The sequence below is a fragment of the Rossellomorea sedimentorum genome, from assembly GCF_046237645.1.
Lineage (GTDB): Bacteria > Bacillota > Bacilli > Bacillales > Bacillaceae_B > Rossellomorea > Rossellomorea sedimentorum.
Window position 1 is genome coordinate 1483227 of sequence record NZ_CP143546.1, and the last position, 18459, is coordinate 1501685.

The 18459-nt window shown below is 41.7% G+C and carries 17 protein-coding genes and 1 riboswitch; all 17 genes read left to right on the forward strand.

Annotated elements, in window-relative coordinates; all coding sequences use genetic code 11:
• The first annotated feature begins 714 nt into the window (after positions 1-714).
• The 17 genes from sucC to V1502_RS07300 all read left to right on the forward strand — a co-directional run bounded on the left by sucC (position 715) and on the right by V1502_RS07300 (position 18457).
• Entirely contained in the window at positions 715-1875 is a 1161-nt protein-coding gene (gene sucC / locus V1502_RS07220) for an ADP-forming succinate--CoA ligase subunit beta (RefSeq protein ID WP_409253686.1), read from the forward strand.
• Between the two features lie 16 nt (positions 1876-1891).
• Positions 1892-2794 (forward strand): succinate--CoA ligase subunit alpha, encoded by a 903-nt coding sequence (gene sucD / locus V1502_RS07225; protein ID WP_409253687.1) that lies wholly within the window; start codon positions 1892-1894, stop codon positions 2792-2794.
• Between the two features lie 142 nt (positions 2795-2936).
• A complete protein-coding gene (dprA, locus tag V1502_RS07230; protein ID WP_409253688.1) occupies positions 2937-3830 on the forward strand; it encodes a DNA-processing protein DprA in 894 nt (297 codons plus the stop codon).
• Positions 3831-4155: 325 nt separating this feature from the next.
• Positions 4156-6231, forward strand: coding sequence for a type I DNA topoisomerase (gene topA, locus V1502_RS07235; protein ID WP_409253689.1), 2076 nt, complete (start codon positions 4156-4158; stop codon positions 6229-6231).
• Between the two features lie 278 nt (positions 6232-6509).
• Entirely contained in the window at positions 6510-7409 is a 900-nt protein-coding gene (gene xerC / locus V1502_RS07240; protein ID WP_409253690.1) for a tyrosine recombinase XerC, read from the forward strand.
• Positions 7410-7429: 20 nt separating this feature from the next.
• Positions 7430-7972 (forward strand): ATP-dependent protease subunit HslV, encoded by a 543-nt coding sequence (gene hslV / locus V1502_RS07245; protein WP_409253691.1) that lies wholly within the window; start codon positions 7430-7432, stop codon positions 7970-7972.
• Between the two features lie 306 nt (positions 7973-8278).
• A complete protein-coding gene (hslU, locus tag V1502_RS07250) occupies positions 8279-9691 on the forward strand; it encodes an HslU--HslV peptidase ATPase subunit (RefSeq protein ID WP_409253692.1) in 1413 nt (470 codons plus the stop codon).
• Between the two features lie 159 nt (positions 9692-9850).
• On the forward strand, positions 9851-10630 hold the full coding sequence (codY, locus tag V1502_RS07255; RefSeq protein ID WP_409253693.1) for a GTP-sensing pleiotropic transcriptional regulator CodY: 780 nt from the start codon (positions 9851-9853) through the stop codon (positions 10628-10630).
• A gap of 321 nt (positions 10631-10951) precedes the next feature.
• Positions 10952-11044: riboswitch (cyclic di-GMP riboswitch) on the forward strand.
• A gap of 429 nt (positions 11045-11473) precedes the next feature.
• On the forward strand, positions 11474-11863 hold the full coding sequence (gene flgB / locus V1502_RS07260; protein ID WP_409253694.1) for a flagellar basal body rod protein FlgB: 390 nt from the start codon (positions 11474-11476) through the stop codon (positions 11861-11863).
• A gap of 2 nt (positions 11864-11865) precedes the next feature.
• Entirely contained in the window at positions 11866-12327 is a 462-nt protein-coding gene (gene flgC / locus V1502_RS07265) for a flagellar basal body rod protein FlgC (RefSeq protein WP_409253695.1), read from the forward strand.
• Between the two features lie 11 nt (positions 12328-12338).
• Positions 12339-12644, forward strand: coding sequence for a flagellar hook-basal body complex protein FliE (fliE, locus tag V1502_RS07270; RefSeq protein ID WP_409253696.1), 306 nt, complete (start codon positions 12339-12341; stop codon positions 12642-12644).
• A gap of 53 nt (positions 12645-12697) precedes the next feature.
• Positions 12698-14284, forward strand: a complete 1587-nt coding sequence (gene fliF, locus V1502_RS07275) for a flagellar basal-body MS-ring/collar protein FliF (RefSeq protein ID WP_409253697.1) — start codon at positions 12698-12700, stop codon at positions 14282-14284.
• Positions 14285-14295: 11 nt separating this feature from the next.
• Positions 14296-15312, forward strand: a complete 1017-nt coding sequence (fliG, locus tag V1502_RS07280) for a flagellar motor switch protein FliG (RefSeq protein WP_409253698.1) — start codon at positions 14296-14298, stop codon at positions 15310-15312.
• A complete protein-coding gene (gene fliH / locus V1502_RS07285; protein WP_409253699.1) occupies positions 15305-16084 on the forward strand; it encodes a flagellar assembly protein FliH in 780 nt (259 codons plus the stop codon). Before fliG ends, fliH begins: the two co-directional genes overlap by 8 nt.
• Positions 16081-17403 carry a flagellar protein export ATPase FliI gene (fliI, locus tag V1502_RS07290; RefSeq protein ID WP_409253700.1) on the forward strand — a complete coding sequence of 441 codons (1323 nt, stop codon included), beginning with the start codon at positions 16081-16083 and terminating at the stop codon, positions 17401-17403. Before fliH ends, fliI begins: the two co-directional genes overlap by 4 nt.
• Positions 17400-17843, forward strand: coding sequence for a flagellar export protein FliJ (fliJ, locus tag V1502_RS07295; protein ID WP_409253701.1), 444 nt, complete (start codon positions 17400-17402; stop codon positions 17841-17843). Before fliI ends, fliJ begins: the two co-directional genes overlap by 4 nt.
• An 8-nt stretch (positions 17844-17851) precedes the next feature.
• Complete coding sequence (locus V1502_RS07300; protein WP_409253702.1) at positions 17852-18457, forward strand: MotE family protein; 606 nt, start codon at positions 17852-17854, stop codon at positions 18455-18457.
• Positions 18458-18459 lie beyond the last annotated feature (2 nt).

Genomic DNA, 18459 nt, shown 5'->3' on the forward strand with positions numbered 1-18459 from the left:
TTCTTATCAAAATTTTGATAAATGGCAGGGTGATTTGAGTTCCCGGTGAACGATGGTAGAATTTTTTAAAAGTGTTTTAAGGCAAGCTTTCAAGGCCACAAACTAGAAAAAAGCCAGTCCAAAGTATCATGAGGAAAGCTCTCAAGGCCACAAGCTAGATAAAAGCCAGTCCAAAGTATCATGAGGAAAGCTCTCAAGGCCACAAGCTAGATAAAAGCCCGTCCAAAGTGTCTTGAGGAAAGCTCTCAAGGCCACAAGCTAGATAAAAGCCAGTCCAAAGTGTCTTGAGGAAAGCTCTCAAGGCCACAAGCTAGATAAAAGCCAGTCCGAAGTGTCTTGAGGGAGGCTCTCAAGGTCACAAACCAGAAAAAATCCATTTGAAAGTGTTTTGAGGGAAGCTCTCAAGGCCACAAACCCGGGAAGAGCCCAACCAAAATTCATTAAAATAAATCAAAAGGACAAGAAATTGAAAGAATATTTTCAAAATGGCTTATCACAGGTTTTATTAAGAAACCCAATCCAGCACCACTGTTTATTTTTCCAAGATAACGTTTTCCAAGGGTTACACTTTAAAACAGTAACTTTCCAAAGGCTCTCGTTTCTGAATTTTTAAATTGATATAATATTTTTTGCAAATTGGTAGACATATATACTCTCATTTTATACAATGAAAGCGCAGTCTATTTTTGAAAGAGTTTGATAGGAGGATGGAAAATGAATATCCATGAATATCAAGGTAAAGAAATCCTCAGAAATAATGGGGTAGCTGTACCTAACGGTAAAGTGGCTTTTACTCCGGATGAAGCGGTGGAAGCGGCACAAACGCTGGATTCGAGTGTTTATGTAGTTAAAGCACAAATTCACGCAGGAGGCCGCGGAAAAGCAGGCGGAGTTAAAATCGCAAAGAGTCTTGATGAAGTACGTACATATGCAGAAGAGCTGCTGGGAAAAACACTGGTAACTCACCAAACTGGGCCGGAAGGTAAAGAAGTAAAGCGCTTACTTATCGAAGAAGGCTGTGATATCAAGAAAGAATACTATGTTGGTTTGGTTCTTGACCGTGCAACTTCACAAGTGGTATTAATGGCTTCAGAAGAAGGCGGTACAGAAATTGAGGAAGTTGCTGCAGAGACTCCTGAAAAGATCTTTAAAGAGTATATTGATCCTGTAGTCGGTTTGACTGGTTTCCAGGCACGCCGTATTGCCTTCAACATCAATATCCCGAAAGAACTTGTCAATAAAGCGGCTAAGTTCATGCTGGGACTTTACAATGTATATGTCCAAAAGGATGCTTCCATCGTGGAAATCAATCCTCTTGTTGTAACAGGAGACGGAAATGTAATGGCATTGGATGCGAAGTTTAACTTCGATTCAAACGCATTATACCGCCAAAAAAATGTATTAGAACTTCGTGACCTTGAAGAAGAAGATGCAAAAGAGATTGAAGCATCTAAATATGACCTGAGCTATATCTCATTGGATGGAAACATCGGCTGCATGGTTAACGGTGCAGGCCTTGCAATGGCTACAATGGATATCGTTAAGCACTACGGCGGAGACCCTGCCAACTTCCTTGATGTTGGGGGCGGTGCAACAGCTGAGAAAGTTACTGAAGCATTCAAAATCATCCTTTCAGATGAAAATGTTAAAGGTATCTTCGTTAATATTTTCGGTGGAATCATGAAATGTGACATCATCGCTGAAGGTGTTGTGGAAGCTGCTAAACAAGTGGAGCTTAAAGTTCCATTGGTTGTTCGTCTCGAAGGAACGAATGTTGACCTAGGTAAGAAAATCCTGAACGAATCAGGCTTGAATATCATTGCCGCCCAATCTATGGCGGACGGTGCACAAAAAATTGTTGAGCAAGTAGGATAAGAAAGGCGGAGGACTAATGAGCGTATTTATTAATAAAGATACAAAAGTTATTGTTCAAGGTATTACTGGTTCGACTGCTCTTTTCCATACAAAGCAAATGCTTGAATACGGTACGCAGATCGTTGCTGGTGTAACGCCAGGAAAAGGCGGAACTGAAGTTGAAGGAGTTCCTGTATTCAATACAGTTGAGGAAGCTAAAAAAGAAACAGGCGCGAATGCTTCAGTAATTTATGTTCCTGCACCATTCGCTGCAGATGCAATCCTTGAAGCGGTAGATGCTGAATTGGATCTTGCAATCTGTATTACAGAGCATATTCCGGTTCTGGACATGGTGAAAGTGAAGCGCTACATGGAAGGCAAAAAGACTCGTCTTGTAGGACCTAACTGTCCTGGCGTCATCACTCCTGATGAGTGCAAAATCGGTATCATGCCTGGATACATTCACACGAAAGGCCATGTTGGGGTGGTTTCCCGTTCCGGTACATTGACGTATGAAGCGGTACACCAGCTGTCTCAGGAAGGCATTGGACAATCCACAGCTGTAGGTATTGGCGGAGACCCGGTTAATGGAACTGACTTTATCGACGTGTTGAAAGCATTCAATGAAGATGAAGATACGTATGCAGTGATCATGATCGGTGAAATCGGCGGTACAGCTGAAGAAGAAGCTGCAGAGTGGGTTAAAGCCAACATGACAAAACCGGTTGTCGGCTTCATCGGCGGACGTACTGCACCTCCAGGAAAGCGCATGGGCCACGCAGGCGCCATCATTTCCGGCGGTAAAGGTACAGCAGATGAGAAAATCCGTGTAATGAACGAGTGTGGAATCGAAGTGGCTCCTACTCCTTCTGATATGGGTGAAACTCTGATCAAGGTATTAAAAGACCAAGGCATTTACGATAAATGTAAAACTCATTAATATATTAGAAAAAGGACTGAATATTGGTATTCAGTCCTTTTTCCAATCAGCTTATTTAAATATTCCTTATCTGTCTGTGAGTTTTTCTATAATTAAAATTTCCTTGTAAATTGAATAATTTTCTTTAAATCAGGAGGTAATAATGAAAGTAGACAGAAATATCCTTTTTACTCTGCAGCACTGTGACAGTATCGGCTGGAAGTCGATCCACCGGCTTGTTCAAGCCACCTCAAGCCTAGAGGAAATCCCCCGTCTTACTTACACAGAGTTATGTAATATCCTGCCTATCCCACCAAACAAAGTCCGCACTTTTTACCATCAATTCCATTCATTCGACCCATTTCAAAAGATGAAGCAATATGAGGATGAAGATATTGGATTTATCACGCTCCTTGATAAGGAGTATCCTCCATTGCTGAAGAATATATTCGATCCGCCTTGGGTATTGTTTTATGCAGGGCGATTAGAATTGCTGGCGAAAGAGAAAAAAATCGCTGTTGTCGGTTCAAGAAAAGCGGATGAATATACAACTTCGGCATTAAAAAGACTTCTTCCGCAATTGTTAGAGGAAAATTTCATCACAGTCAGCGGGCTGGCTGCCGGAGCCGACGAGTTTGCCCATCGGTTAACAATTACATTAGGGGGAGATACGGTCGGAGTAATCGGTGGTGGTTTTGGGCATATCTATCCTGCTTCTAACCGGAATTTAGCTAAGTTTATGATCAGGAAGCATTTGCTTGTGTCTGAACACCCCCCGAATACCCGTCCGCAGCGCTGGCACTTTCCAATGCGAAACAGAATCATCAGCGGTATGACTTCAGCTGTTTTAGTCACACAGGCAAGCCGGAAAAGCGGCTCTCTGATCACCGCAGAAATAAGTCTGAATGAAGGAAGAGATGTTTATGCGCTCCCCGGGAGGCTGGACTCTCCGCTTTCTGAGGGATGCAATCATTTGATTCAACAAGGGGCCAAGCTCATTACAACTTCAGATGATATTATTTCGGAGTTTAAGTATAATTCATTCAAAAACATATAAACTTTAAAATAGCTGTTTGTCCCTTTACATTATGTGCTGCCTGTCCTAGTATAGTCAGACAAACATCCGGGGGAAATGTAAAAAACAGGGTGGAAGCTGTCGTCAAAACAGCAGTTTTCTTTGAAAAAACAATGATTATATGTATAAAATGTATAAAAAGGTTGCAATTCTTCTCAATCTGTTATACATTTTGCAACAGATATAATACAAAAACATCACTAATTTTTTGTTTGAGCTGTTGGAAACGTTTCCTCGGCTCTATTATTAACTAATAAAAATATGAATCCCAAAAATAAACGATTTCCCTCTTTAAGGAGGCAATTTAATGTCAGATTACTTAGTGATTGTTGAATCGCCTGCAAAGGCCAAAACAATCGAGAGATATTTAGGAAAGAAATATAAGGTCCGAGCTTCTATGGGGCATGTCCGTGACTTGCCCAAAAGCCAAATGGGTGTTGATGTCGAGCACGATTTCAATCCAAAGTACATCACCATCCGCGGGAAGGGACCTGTCTTAAAAGAGTTGAAAACAGCCGCGAAAAAAGCTAAAAGAATATACCTGGCCGCCGACCCCGACAGAGAAGGGGAGGCAATTGCATGGCATCTTGCCCACAGTCTGGACATGGACGTCAACTCGGAATGCAGGGTGGTATTTAATGAAATCACCAAAGATGCCATCAAGGAATCATTTAAGCATCCCAGACCGATAAATATGGATCTTGTTGATGCCCAGCAGGCCAGAAGGATTTTAGACAGGCTGGTCGGTTATAATATCAGTCCGCTACTATGGAAAAAGGTAAAAAAAGGACTTAGTGCAGGCCGGGTTCAGTCTGTAGCGGTAAGGCTGATTATTGACCGGGAGAAAGAAATAAAAGAATTTAAGCCGGAAGAATACTGGACCATACAGGCGGAATTCAAAAAAGGCAAAAATACCTTCCAGGGTGCCTTCTATGGCCTCGATGGAAATAAGCTCGACTTAAAAACAGAAAAAGAAGTAAATAACATTCTCGAAAAGATTAAAGGTGACTCTTTTGAAATTAAAAAAGTGACCAAAAAGGAAAGAAAGCGGAATCCTGCAGCTCCGTTCACTACTTCATCCCTTCAGCAGGAAGCTGCAAGAAAGCTGAATTTCAGGGCAAAGAAAACAATGATGCTTGCACAACAGTTATATGAAGGAATTGAGATCGGCAAAGAAGGAACTGTTGGACTGATCACCTATATGAGAACCGATTCTACCCGGATTTCTGAAGTTGCCCAAAAAGAAGCTTCAGAGTATATAACTGATAAATATGGCAGTGAGTACACAAAGAGCCAGGAAAGGAAAGAGAAGAAGGGACAAAAGGCGCAAGATGCCCACGAGGCTGTCCGTCCAACTTCGACTCTTAGAGACCCGGCTTCCATGAAGGAATACCTATCCAGAGACCAGCTTAGGCTTTATAAGCTGATTTGGGAACGGTTTGTTGCAAGCCAAATGGCTTCGGCTGTCATGGATACAATGAGTGTGGATATTGTCAACGGAGATGTATATTTCCGTGCAAATGGCTCGAAAGTGAAATTCCCGGGCTTTATGAAGGTATATGTGGAGGGTTCTGATGATGGGAAGGAAGAAAAGGAAAACCAGCTTCCTGCCTTGGAAGAAGGAGACCTCGTCAGTTATGAAGAGGTTGATCCTAAGCAGCATTTCACTCAGCCTCCTCCGCGTTATACAGAAGCCAGATTAGTAAAGACCTTGGAGGAGCTGGGCATCGGCCGTCCATCAACATATGCTCCGACTTTGGACACAATACAACGAAGGGGATATGTCAGCCTCGACAATAAACGATTTATTCCTACTGAGCTTGGGGAAATCGTCTCGGAGTTGGTATCTGAGTTCTTCCCTGATATCATTGATGTGGAATTCACCGCTAATATGGAACGAGACCTGGACTATGTGGAAGACGGAAAGGAAAGATGGGTCAATATAATCGACCAGTTCTATAAAGGGTTCGAAAAACACCTTGAAAAAGCCGAAGAAGAAATGGAAAAAGTGGAAATTAAAGACGAGCCAGCAGGGGAAGATTGTGAAAGCTGCGGACATCCAATGGTATTCAAGATGGGACGCTATGGGAAATTCATGGCGTGCAGCAATTTTCCTGACTGCCGGAACACCAAACCGATTGTTAAGGAAATAGGTGTAAAGTGCCCTGAATGCGATGATGGGAATATCATCGAGAGAAAGAGTAAGAAGAAGCGTATTTTCTACGGATGCGATCAATATCCTAACTGTGAATTCCTGTCCTGGGACAAACCGATTGACAGGAAATGCCCTAAATGTGAACATCTATTAATTGAGAAGAAATTGAAGAAGGGCGTCCAGGTGCAATGTTCAAATTGCGATTATAAAGAAGAAACGCAACAGTAAGGAATGGTGAGCTTAGAGGGCTCACTTTTTCCATTTACATAATAGATATGGTATCTTTAATGTAAGCAGGAGAATGAAATAGAGTTGACAATCATAACAACTCCTTGCTTTATGATGGAACTTGGTGGAAAAAATGCACCTGCATTATTAGTATAAAAATTCATGGATAAAACCTAGCGAGATAAACAATTCAGAACTTTGTGAAAAATTTGTAAACTCCATTGCGCGGGCTACTAAATTGTGATACTATTTAGTAGCCTTTTGTGAGGTGATTAAGCATGTTGGAAAGTCTGAACCAATATTTAAATAACTTTATTACATATTTGCAGATAGAGAAAAACTATTCAGCGTATACTGTAGCCTTTTATAAGGATGATATTTCGGAATTTTTTCTTTTTATGAATGAACAGAATCTGAGCTCGTTATCTGAAATAGAGTATTTTGATGCACGCTTGTTTTTGACCGGTTTACATGAAAAAAGTTTTGCCAGGGCATCGATCTCCCGTAAAATCTCCAGTTTGCGCAGTTTCTTTCGTTTCTTGAACCGTGAAGGGGAAATTACAGAGAATCCATTTGCTCTGGTGAGCAGCCCGAAGTCAGAGAAAAGACTTCCTGAGTTTTTTTATGAAGAAGAAATGGGGAACCTCTTAAAAGCCTGTGAAGGGGAGGAACCTATTCAGGTAAGAAACAGGGCGATGTTTGAACTGTTTTATGCCACCGGGATAAGGGTAAGTGAATGTGCTGGACTTCGCTTGAAGGATATAGATTTTTCCTTGTCGACGATACTTGTAAAGGGAAAAGGAAGCAAAGAAAGATATGTACCATTTGGGACTTATGCGCATGAAGCTCTTGAAAACTACATAAATATATCTCGCGGACAGCTGTTGAAGAAAGAAGAGCATGAATTTGTATTCGTCAATTATAGAGGAGGACCTTTAACATCCAGGGGGATCCGTCATGTCCTCAATGAAATCATCAAAAAGGCCTCTATCAATGCGAAAATTCATCCGCATATGCTCCGGCATACCTTCGCAACACATTTGTTGAACAATGGGGCGGACCTGCGTACAGTTCAAGAGTTGCTGGGACATGAAAATTTATCATCGACCCAAATCTATACACATGTGACAAAGGACCATCTAAGAAGAACATACTTGAATCATCACCCTCGCGCTTAAAGGAAAAGGAGGTAATACAAATGGGAAACTTTCATGCAACTACGATTTTTGCTGTAAGGCATAAAGGTGAGTGCGCCATGTCAGGAGACGGCCAGGTTACATTCGGAAATGCGGTCGTCATGAAACATACTGCCAAGAAGGTAAGGAAGTTATTTAACGGAAAGGTTGTCGCTGGATTCGCCGGATCAGTGGCTGACGCATTTACTTTATTTGAGATGTTCGAAAGTAAATTGCAGGAATTTAATGGGAATCTCCAAAGAGCTGCTGTCGAACTGGCAAAACAATGGAGAAGTGATAAAGTGCTGAGAAAGCTGGAAGCTATGCTGATTGTCATGAACGAAGATGACTTGCTCCTGATATCAGGTACTGGCGAAGTAATTGAACCGGATGATGGTATCCTTGCTATTGGTTCTGGAGGAAACTACGCTCTTGCTGCAGGCCGGGCTTTAAAACATCATAGTGGAGAGCATTTAAATGCAGAACAAATCGCCAAAGCGGCCCTGGAAATCGCTGCCGATATTTGTGTATATACCAATAACAATATTATTGTGGAAAAACTTTAATGCTTTTAACGTAAAGTCCTGGAAAGTGAAAGACGTCCTTTATGTATCGAGATGACTGGAGCTAGAAGGTGGTTACCTGGAGTATTTGCTTTCCGGCGACTCTCGGGATGATTTCAAATTGAACAAGTGAGACCTGGTTTTGATCCCTCGGAACGTTAACCGAGGTAGTACCTGAATGGTCACTGTTTAACAAGAAATCCGGTCATCTAATTGTTGCGGCAAACGGACTTGATTTCTCCAGTACCATCACAATAATTATGAAGAATGTATGTATAGTAAGCCATTCTGATCAAAGGAGTGTATCTCTTGAAAAAACAAGCCAATCAGTTAACACCAAGGCAAATTGTCGATCGACTTGATCAATATATTGTTGGACAGAATGATGCAAAGCGAGCGGTTGCCGTTGCATTGAGAAATCGTTACAGAAGAAGCCTGCTTGCTGAAAATCTGCGTGACGAAGTTGTACCCAAGAATATACTTATGATGGGTCCAACAGGCGTCGGTAAAACAGAAATTGCAAGACGGATGGCCAAACTTGTCGGTGCACCATTTATCAAAGTCGAGGCTACAAAATTCACGGAAGTGGGTTATGTCGGCAGAGATGTAGAATCAATGGTCAGGGATCTTGTTGAAACTTCTGTGAGACTTGTAAAAGAAGAAAAAATGGCAGATGTAAAAGAAACGGCCGAAGAGAATGCAGACCGCCGTCTGGTAGAATTACTTGTCCCTTCAAAAAAGAAAAATAATAATTATAAGAATCCATTTGAAATGATTTTTGGAGGCAATCAAGGAAGCACACAGCAGGAGGATGAGGAACCAAAAGAAGAGACATCTATCCACGATAAACGGAGGGTTGCAGCAGACAAGCTCGCAAAAGGAGAGCTTGAAAATGAAATGATCACCGTAGAACTTGAAGAACAGCAAGCATCCATGTTTGACATGCTTCAAGGATCCGGCATGGAGCAGATGGGTATGAATATGCAGGATGCTCTTGGCGGACTTATGCCAAAGAAAAAGAAAAAAAGGAAAATGAAAGTAAAAGAAGCGAGACCGGTCCTGATTAATGAAGAAGCGCAGAAGTTGATCGATATGGACGAAGTGACACAGGAAGCCATTGCACGGGCGGAACAGACCGGGATAATCTTCATCGACGAAATTGACAAGATTGCCAGCAAGAGTTCAAATCAGTCTTCCGGAGAAGTTTCCAGAGAAGGCGTTCAACGTGACATCCTTCCTATCGTGGAAGGTTCAACTGTTGTCACAAAGCACGGATCTGTAAAAACCGACTTTATGCTGTTCATTGCTGCAGGTGCTTTCCACACAGCCAAGCCTTCAGACCTGATACCTGAACTTCAGGGGCGTTTTCCAATCAGGGTCGAGCTGAAGAAACTTTCAGTCGAGGATTTTGTGAGGATCTTGATAGAGCCTGATAACGCAATAGTTAAACAATATATTGCACTTTTGGAAACGGAAGGTATACAAATTGAATTTTCTGACGATGCTATTCGTAAGATGGCTGAAATAGCCTTTTCAGTAAACCAGAATACTGATAATATTGGTGCGCGCCGCCTTCACACTATTATGGAAAAGCTCCTTGAAGACCTATCCTTTGAGGCACCTGACATCACTATGGAGAAGATTACCATTACACCTTCTTATGTGGAGGATAAACTGGGGGCAATCTCTCAAGATAAAGACTTAAGCCAGTTTATTCTATAAGTTTGCGAACAATCTCCAATGGGTAAAAATTTATTGAGCATGATAGAAACAGGAATTTCGTTAAACTATCCTGATGTTGGATAAAGGGATCATTCCAGTCCATCGCGGATCTTATTATATAAATATAGAAACTAATTAGTTGCACTAGGAGGAAATGAAATGAATTTACTAAGTAAAACGAGAACGATTAATGCGATGCTGCAAAAAGCGGCAGGAAAACCAGTTAATTTCAAAGAAATGGCAGAAACATTAAGCTCTGTCATTATTGCCAATGTATTCGTGGTCAGTCGCCGCGGAAAGCTTTTAGGGTTTGCTGTAAATCAAAAAATTGAGAATGAAAGAATGAAAAAAATGCTGGAAGACCGCCAGTTTCCTGAAGAATATACAAACAGCCTTTTCAACGTTCAGGAAACTTCTTTAAACTTGGATATTGACAGCCAATACACGGCATTCCCTGTGGAAAACAGAGATTTGTTCAAGAATGGATTAACGACTATTGTGCCGATCATCGGTGGAGGGGAACGCCTAGGCACGCTTATCCTTGCCCGTCTTGAAGACAGCTTTGATGATGACGACCTAATTCTTGGTGAGTATGGAGCTACTGTAGTAGGTATGGAAATTCTTCGTGAAAAATCAGAAGAAATTGAAGTCGAAGCACGCAGCAAAGCTGTTGTTCAGATGGCAATCAGTTCCCTTTCTTACAGTGAATTAGAGGCAATTGAACATATTTTTGAAGAGCTTGATGGAAATGAAGGCCTTCTTGTTGCTTCGAAAATTGCTGACAGGGTAGGAATTACAAGATCTGTCATCGTTAACGCACTTCGCAAACTTGAAAGTGCAGGAGTCATAGAGTCACGTTCATTGGGAATGAAGGGAACTTACATAAAGGTCCTGAATGATAAATTCCTGGTAGAACTCGATAAACTAAAAACTAACTAAAGAAATGAACCGCTGATCCAAATGGATTAGCGGTTTTTTAATGCACAAATCGTTTAAGTGCCGCTCTTTACACAAAACTATTTAGCAACCATGAAATTGGTTACTTATCCATTTAATCTAAAACAGCCTTTAGAGTCACCAAATAAAGTAAAGAGTATGCTTACCGGAGTTTTTGAGATTTTGGAAGAAAAAGGAGTATTAGAGAGGGGTGAAAGTAAAAAGAGGAATAAAGACCTAAGGGGAATGCGTAGGAAAGGGTTGTTTTTACACTCACACATAGTAAAATAAGATTACAGATTATTTACGACAATTTTCTACAAATATAGAAAACGGCATACTCATCTGAAAGGAGAGGACGCAAAGCCACGGGCCTACGTACAATAGTGATTTGTAAATGGCAGCCGGGTTGCCTATAAGAGACAGTGCTCATTTTTAGCGATCTCTTTAGGGATCGCTATATTTATAGAAACAGCAATTGGAATAATACCCCATTAGAAGAAGGAATTCACTAAAGATATTTCACTGAAAAGTATTTATAGTTATGTAATGTGTTTGTACTAAAAGTGAATTTTCTTTTTACGCATCCGCAAGTAATGATTGGAAGTAAAAGAGTAAAAAAGACGGATGTTTCCGGTAAAATTTTCATTAATAACTCTTCCAGAGTACTTAAATACTTATAAGTGTGCAAAAAGTCCCTTATTAAAATGAATAAGAAGTAGGAAAAAAATTAACTTAATATTCATAGACACCTATTTTGCTTAATATTACAATAGATAGTATAAATCCGTAAAAAATGTCAATTTTCCTTAATCTTTGACAAAAACTTGGTTCGAGGTGTAAAAAATGAGTTTGTTTTCCAGTACCATTCAATATCTTGAAAATGGATTGAATTATTCTTCTGCTAAGCAGAAGTTGATTTCACAAAATATAGCCAATGTCGATACGCCTAATTACAGAGCTAAGTCTATCAGTTTTAAAGACCAATTGAATGATTCAATGTCAACATTGGAAGCAAAAAGAACAAACCCCCGCCATTTTGAGTTCTCAGGGAGCTCTGCAAATGGTCATTTTATTAAAAGCAAGCCATTTCAATATAATCATAATGGAAATGGTGTCGACATAGACAAGGAAATGTCAGATATGGCGTCCAATCAGATCTATTTCAACGCTCTGTCTGACCGGATAAATGGTAAATTCAATTCGATGAAATCTGTTATCAGGGGAGGTAAATAAGTATGTCAATCTTTCAAAGTATGAATACATCAGCTTCTGCCCTATCAGCACAGCGGCTAAGAATGGACGTTATTTCTTCAAATATGGCAAATGCAGATACAACAAGAGGAAAATTAGTAGATGGCGAATGGCAGCCTTACCGTAGAAAATCCGTAGTCCTTGAACCAAATGGAGGACAGTTTTCATCCTTCCTGAACAAAGCTATGAATGGTAAAGATTCAGGATCTATTGGAAATGGTGTCAAAGTATCCCGAATAAAGGAAGATGAAGAGACGCCCTTCAATCTTGTTTATGATCCGGAGCATCCCGATGCAAATCAGGACGGTTATGTACAGCTTCCAAATGTCGATCCACTACGTGAAATGATTGACCTTATTTCGGCTACCAGGTCTTATGAAGCAAATGTGACAGTCTTTAATGCTAACAAATCAATGATGATGAAATCACTCGAAATCGGTAAATAAGGAGGATACTTATGGCTATACATAATATATATTCTGCGACGGATAACAAGTTAAGTCCGTCTTTGGAAAATAAATTTAAAAATCCAGTTCAAAATCAGCAGAGTTTTGCTGATTTTCTCAAGAAATCAATTGATGAAGTTAATGCAAGTCAGAAAGAATCAGATATGTTGACCGAAAAACTGGTCCGCGGTGAAAATGTCGATTTGCACCAAGTCATGATTGCTTCTCAAAAAGCGAGCATAACCCTGCAGACAACTATGGAAGTGCGCAATAAGGTAATTGAGGCGTATCAAGAAATCATAAGAATGCCGATGTAACCTTTGCGGTTATTATTTCCACGTAAATCAGACAGAGTAACCGGGGGATTAAAATGAATGCAACTGTTAACAAATATAAAGAAAAATTAAATACTTTCTGGTCAGGACGTACCAAAAAACAAAAGGGTATGTATGGAGCAGCTGCTTTAGTAATCATCCTTGCTATTGCTATTACCGGTTTCCTCTCTTCCCGAACGAATCTGGTACCGCTCTACAGCAATCTGGCCCCCTCGGAAACAGGTAGTATCAAAGAGAACCTAGATGGAAGAGGCATTGTGTCGGAAATTACTGACGGAGGCTCAACCATCATGGTCCCAAGTGAAATGGTGGACACATTGAAGGTAGAGCTTGCGGCAGAAGGAATACCTAATTCAGGCAGCATCGATTATTCCTTCTTCAGTCAAAATGCCGGTTTTGGGATGACAGATAATGAGTTCAATGTCATGAAGCTCGATGCGATGCAGACAGAGCTTGCGAACCTCATGAAAGGAATCGAAGGAGTCCAAGACGCCAAGGTCATGATCACCCTTCCTGAAAAAGGTGTATTCATCAGCGAGGCGGTTGAACAAGCTTCCGCTTCTATTGTGCTGAATACAAAACCCGGCTTCAACTTTGATCAAAAACAGATAAAATCCTTGTACCATCTTGTTTCTAAGAGTGTTCCGGATCTTCCTACTGATAATATCGTCATCATGAACCAATTTTTTGAGTATTTTGAGCTGGAAAATGAAAATTCTTCCTTTGGAGGAACTGTCGTCCAGCAGATGGACATCAAAGACAGGGTGGAAAAGGACATTCAAAAGCAGGTTCAAAGCATGCTGGGCACACTGATTGGATTTAATAAGGTTGTCGTTTCTGTCACCACCGATATAGACTTTACCCAAGAAAACAGGGAAGTAAACGAGGTTACACCAGTTGATCAGGAAAATATGGAAGGAATCGCTGTAAGTGTACAGAGAATCACTGAAACTTTCACTGGGAACGGACAAGCCGCAGGAGGTGTCCCTTCCGCGGAAGATACAGGAGACGGACTGGGGACTTATGTAGAAGGCGAGAATTCCAATGGCGACTACGAGAGAATGGAAGAAACGATAAATAACGAGGTTAATAGAATTCGGAGAGAAATAGTAGAAAGTCCATATAAGATAAGGGATATCGGCATCCAAGTAATGGTCGAGCCGCCTGATCCTGAAGACCCTAATTCTTTCCCGCAAGACAGGCAGGAAGATATCTCGCGGATTTTATCTACTATTATTAGAACGTCAATCAATAAAGAAGCAGGTACAGAATTGACGCCGGAAGCTATCGAGGACAAAATTGTCGTCTCTGTTCAGCCGTTTAACGGGAAAATGGAATTTGAACAGGAAACGGTGTCTGCCTTACCTTGGTGGACGTATGTGATAGGCGGAATCCTATTGGCCGTCATCATCCTTCTGATCTTCTTGATGGTAAGAAGAAATAAAGCCGTCGCAGAAGAAACAGTTATGTATGAGGAACAGCAGCAGCCAATCAATATACCTGACATCGATACGGAAAAAGAAACCGAGAGTTCGGTCAGAAGAAAACAACTGGAGAAAATGGCCAGGGAAAAACCTGAGGAATTTGCAAAATTATTACGATCTTGGCTGGCAGATGAATAGGAGGGAACAGAATGGCGAAACAACGTGAAAAAGAATTAACGGGGAAACAGAAAGCAGCCGTACTCCTAATCTCGCTTGGCCCGGATGTTTCAGCCTCGGTTTATAAACATCTATCAGAAGAAGAAATTGAAAAATTGACGCTGGAAATCTCCGGTGTCAAGAAAGTGGAAACGGAAGCCAAAGAAGAAATTCTGGAAGAATTCCACAACATTGCCCTCGCTCAGGATTATATCACTCAGGGCGGTATTGGATATGCCAAGACGGTCTTGGAAAAAGCGCTTGGCAATGAGCAGGCTTCGGCAATCATCAACAGGTTGACATCCTCACTTCAGGTAAAGCCTTTTGACTTTGCCAGAAGAGCCGATGCATCACAAATTCTTAACTTTATACAGAACGAGCACCCGCAGACGATTGCATTGATTCTTTCATATTTAAACCCACAGCAAGCGGGGCAGATTCTTTCTGAATTATCTCAGGAAGTACAGGCGGATATTGCAAGGCGGATCGCCCAGATGGATGGGACTTCCCCTGAGGTTATAAGTGAGGTGGAAGCAATTCTCGAGCGAAAGCTGTCTACAACGGTAACGCAGGACTACTCCCAGACTGGCGGTGTGGAAGCGGTTGTTGAAGTTTTAAATGGAGTAGACCGCTCTACGGAGAGAACAATCCTGGATGCGTTGGAAATTCAAGATCCTGAACTTGCAGAAGAAATCAAGAAAAGGATGTTTGTCTTTGAAGATATCGTCACATTGGACAACCGTTCCATCCAGAGGGTTATCCGTGATAGTGAAAACGAAGATCTGCTTCTATCTCTGAAAGTTTCAAGTGAGGAAGTCAAAGATATAGTATACAAGAACATGTCTACCAGAATGGTTGAAACCTTCAAGGAAGAGATGGAATTCATGGGACCTGTCAGGCTTCGTGATGTTGAAGAGGCGCAGTCCAGAATTGTGAGCGTCATAAGAAGACTTGAAGATGCAGGTGAAATTATCATCGCTCGTGGCGGAGGAGACGATATCATTGTCTAAAGTTATTAAAAACACGCAAACTCCGAGTGCTGATCATCGTCAAGCTAAAGTAATATCCCTTCGAAATATCAGCGGACAAAACTCTGAAACAAGTGATTCGATTCCTGCTGAGAACCAACAGATAAAGCTGGAAAGGGACAAAGTTCTGAAGGATGCCCAGGCGGAAGCTGAGCAAATGCTTGAGTCAGCAAAAGCAGAAGCAGCCAAGATGAAAGAAGAAGTTGCCTCACTAAGAGCAAGTTGGGACCAGGAAAAAGAAGTCCTTCAACAGGAAGCCTATCAACAGGCATACCTGAAAGGTTTAGCCGAAGGCAGGGAGCAGGGGATTGAGGAATACAGACAATATATCGACCAAGCGGCTCAAATCATCTCCAAGGCCAAAAATGATTACTATCAGCACGTGGAAAAGTCGGAAAATGTCATTTTGGAACTTGGCTTGAGAACAGCCGAAAAGATCATCGGTAGAACGTTGGATGAAGATTCCTCGACTTTCCTGGATATCATCAAGCGTGGAATTAAAGAGGTTAGAGAATTGCCAGAAGTGCAAATACACGTGCACCCCGCTAACTACAATCTATTAAGTGACAATCAGGAAGAACTGGAATCCATGTTTCCTGTCCTGCGAAAACTATTGATCTATCCTGATGATGACCTGGGCAGGGATGAGTGTTTCATTGAAACGGGTGAAGGAAGAGTGATTGTCAGTGTGGAGAGCCAGCTGCGGGAAATCAAAACCAAACTGGTTGAAATTTTAGAAGGTGAAGATGCATGAAAGCCGGTGAACTTATAGATTATATTTCAACCCTGCAAACCTTCAAGAAGTTTGGGAAAGTGAAGAGGGTTGTCGGTCTTATGATTGAATCACAGGGGCCCAGAAGTTCAATTGGGGATATGTGTTTCATTCACATCTCTGAAACTCGAAGAAAAATCAGGGCCGAAGTCGTTGGGTTTAAAGAAGAGACCGTCATTCTCATGCCTTATTCAAACATTAATGAAATTTCACCAGGAAGCCTTGTGGAAGCTACCTCCAAACCTCTTACGATAAAAGTCGGGCACTCTCTGATAGGCAAAGTGGTAGATTCTCTTGGAAATCCGCTCGATGGCGAACAACTCCCTAAAGGCTTGACACCAGCCTTTACCGAACAGGACCCGCCCAGCCCCCTCACCAGGCCGCCGATCAATGAAAAGATAGAGGTCGGTGTACGGGCCATAGACAGTATGCTGACAGTCGGAAAAGGCCAGCGTGTCGGGATCTTTGCCGGAAGCGGAGTCGGAAAAAGCACCCTTCTAGGAATGATTGCAAGAAATACCAACGCAGACTTGAATGTGATCGCACTAATAGGCGAGCGTGGGCGAGAAGTGCGTGAATTCATCGAAAGAGACTTGGGTGAAGAGGGATTAAAGAAGTCGATAGTAGTAGCAGCTACTTCCGATCAGCCGGCACTCATGAGAATCAAAGGAGCTTTCACGGCAACCGCCATTGCGGAGTACTTCCGGGATAAAGGGATGAACGTCATGCTGATGATGGATTCGGTAACCCGTGTTGCCATGGCCCAGCGGGAGATTGGTCTGGCTGTTGGAGAGCCTCCTGCAACCAAAGGGTACACCCCATCCGTCTTCGGAATTTTACCTAAGCTGCTTGAACGTACCGGCACGAATGAGCATGGCACAATCACAGCTTTTTACACCGTGCTGGTTGACGGGGATGATATGAATGAACCCATTGCGGATACCACAAGAGGGATCCTGGATGGTCATATCGTCCTTGATCGGAATATAGCCAATAAAGGCCAGTTCCCAGCCATTAATGTACTAAAAAGCGTCAGCAGGCTGATGAACCATCTGGCATCACCTGATCACCTGAGAGCTGCTGAAAAAATCAGGGAGTTGATGAGTACCTATAGTAATTCAGAAGACCTGATAAACATAGGCGCTTATAAAAGAGGAACATCTCAGGAAATCGACCAGGCTATCGCTTTCCACCCGAAGATTCTGTCTTTTTTGAAACAGGGGACAGGTGAAAAGGTGACAATGGACAAAAGTGTGTCCGATATTATCAATCTGGCTGAAAGAGGAGAGTGGAATGGATGACTTATACTTTTAAGTTTGAGAAAATCCTGACTCTCAAAGAAAGGGAAAAAGAAGAAGTTAGAGAATCCTACCGCGAATCTGTTGAGAAGTTTGAAAAGATTGCAGGGAAGCTTTACGAGTTACTAAAGAAGAAAGAGGACCTGCAAAACTATCAGACAGAGAGAATGCTCAGCGGTTTGTCAGTACAGGATCTTAGGCATAACCAACACTTCCTCACCAATATAGAAAAGACGATTGATTATTATCAGGGTCTGGTTATTCAAGCGAGAAACAGGATGAACTGGCACGAAGAAAAGTTGTCAGAAATGAATGTTGAAGTGAAAAAGTATGAAAAAATTAGAGAGAATGATTTTAACAAGTATGTGGAACTGCTTCATTCATCAGAAAGTAAGATGCTGGATGAAATGGCTGTCATGCAATACGCGAATAAAAGAAATTAGGTGAGTACATGGGGAAAAAAGCAGAGAAGGAAAAAAACGAAAAATCGAACAGCCGCTTTCAATGGGTTCTATTTGCAGGGATCATTCCTCTTCTGTTTGCCGTAGTAATTGCCTTGCTTGTGATGACGGTAGCAGGTGTGAATATTTTTGAAAAAGCTAAGGAAGCCGGCGGTAAAATTCCTGTTATTTCTTCTGTAATTCCAACCGATGCCAAAGAAGAAGCAGCCAAATTGGAAAAAAGGGTGCTGTCGCTTCAAACTGAGCTCGAAAAGAAAGATTCTGAGATTACTAGTCTACAAGGCAAGGTCGATTCACAGGAGCAAGAGAAAGAGAGGCTGCTGGCAGAGCAGGAACAACTTCAAGCCCAGATTGAGGAATTGGAGCAGATTCAGCAAGAAAACAAACGAGCTTTTGCAGAAATGATTTCGACCTTTGAAAATATGTCTGCCAAAAGCGCGGCACCTGTACTTCTCAATATGAAAAATGATGAAGCGGTGAAAATCCTTTCTAACATTAAACCAGACACCCTTGCAAAAATTCTCGAAAAAATGCCTCCGGAAGATGCGGCGAAGTATACTGAATTGCTTTCTGCTAAAGTAGATCAGGAATCATAAGA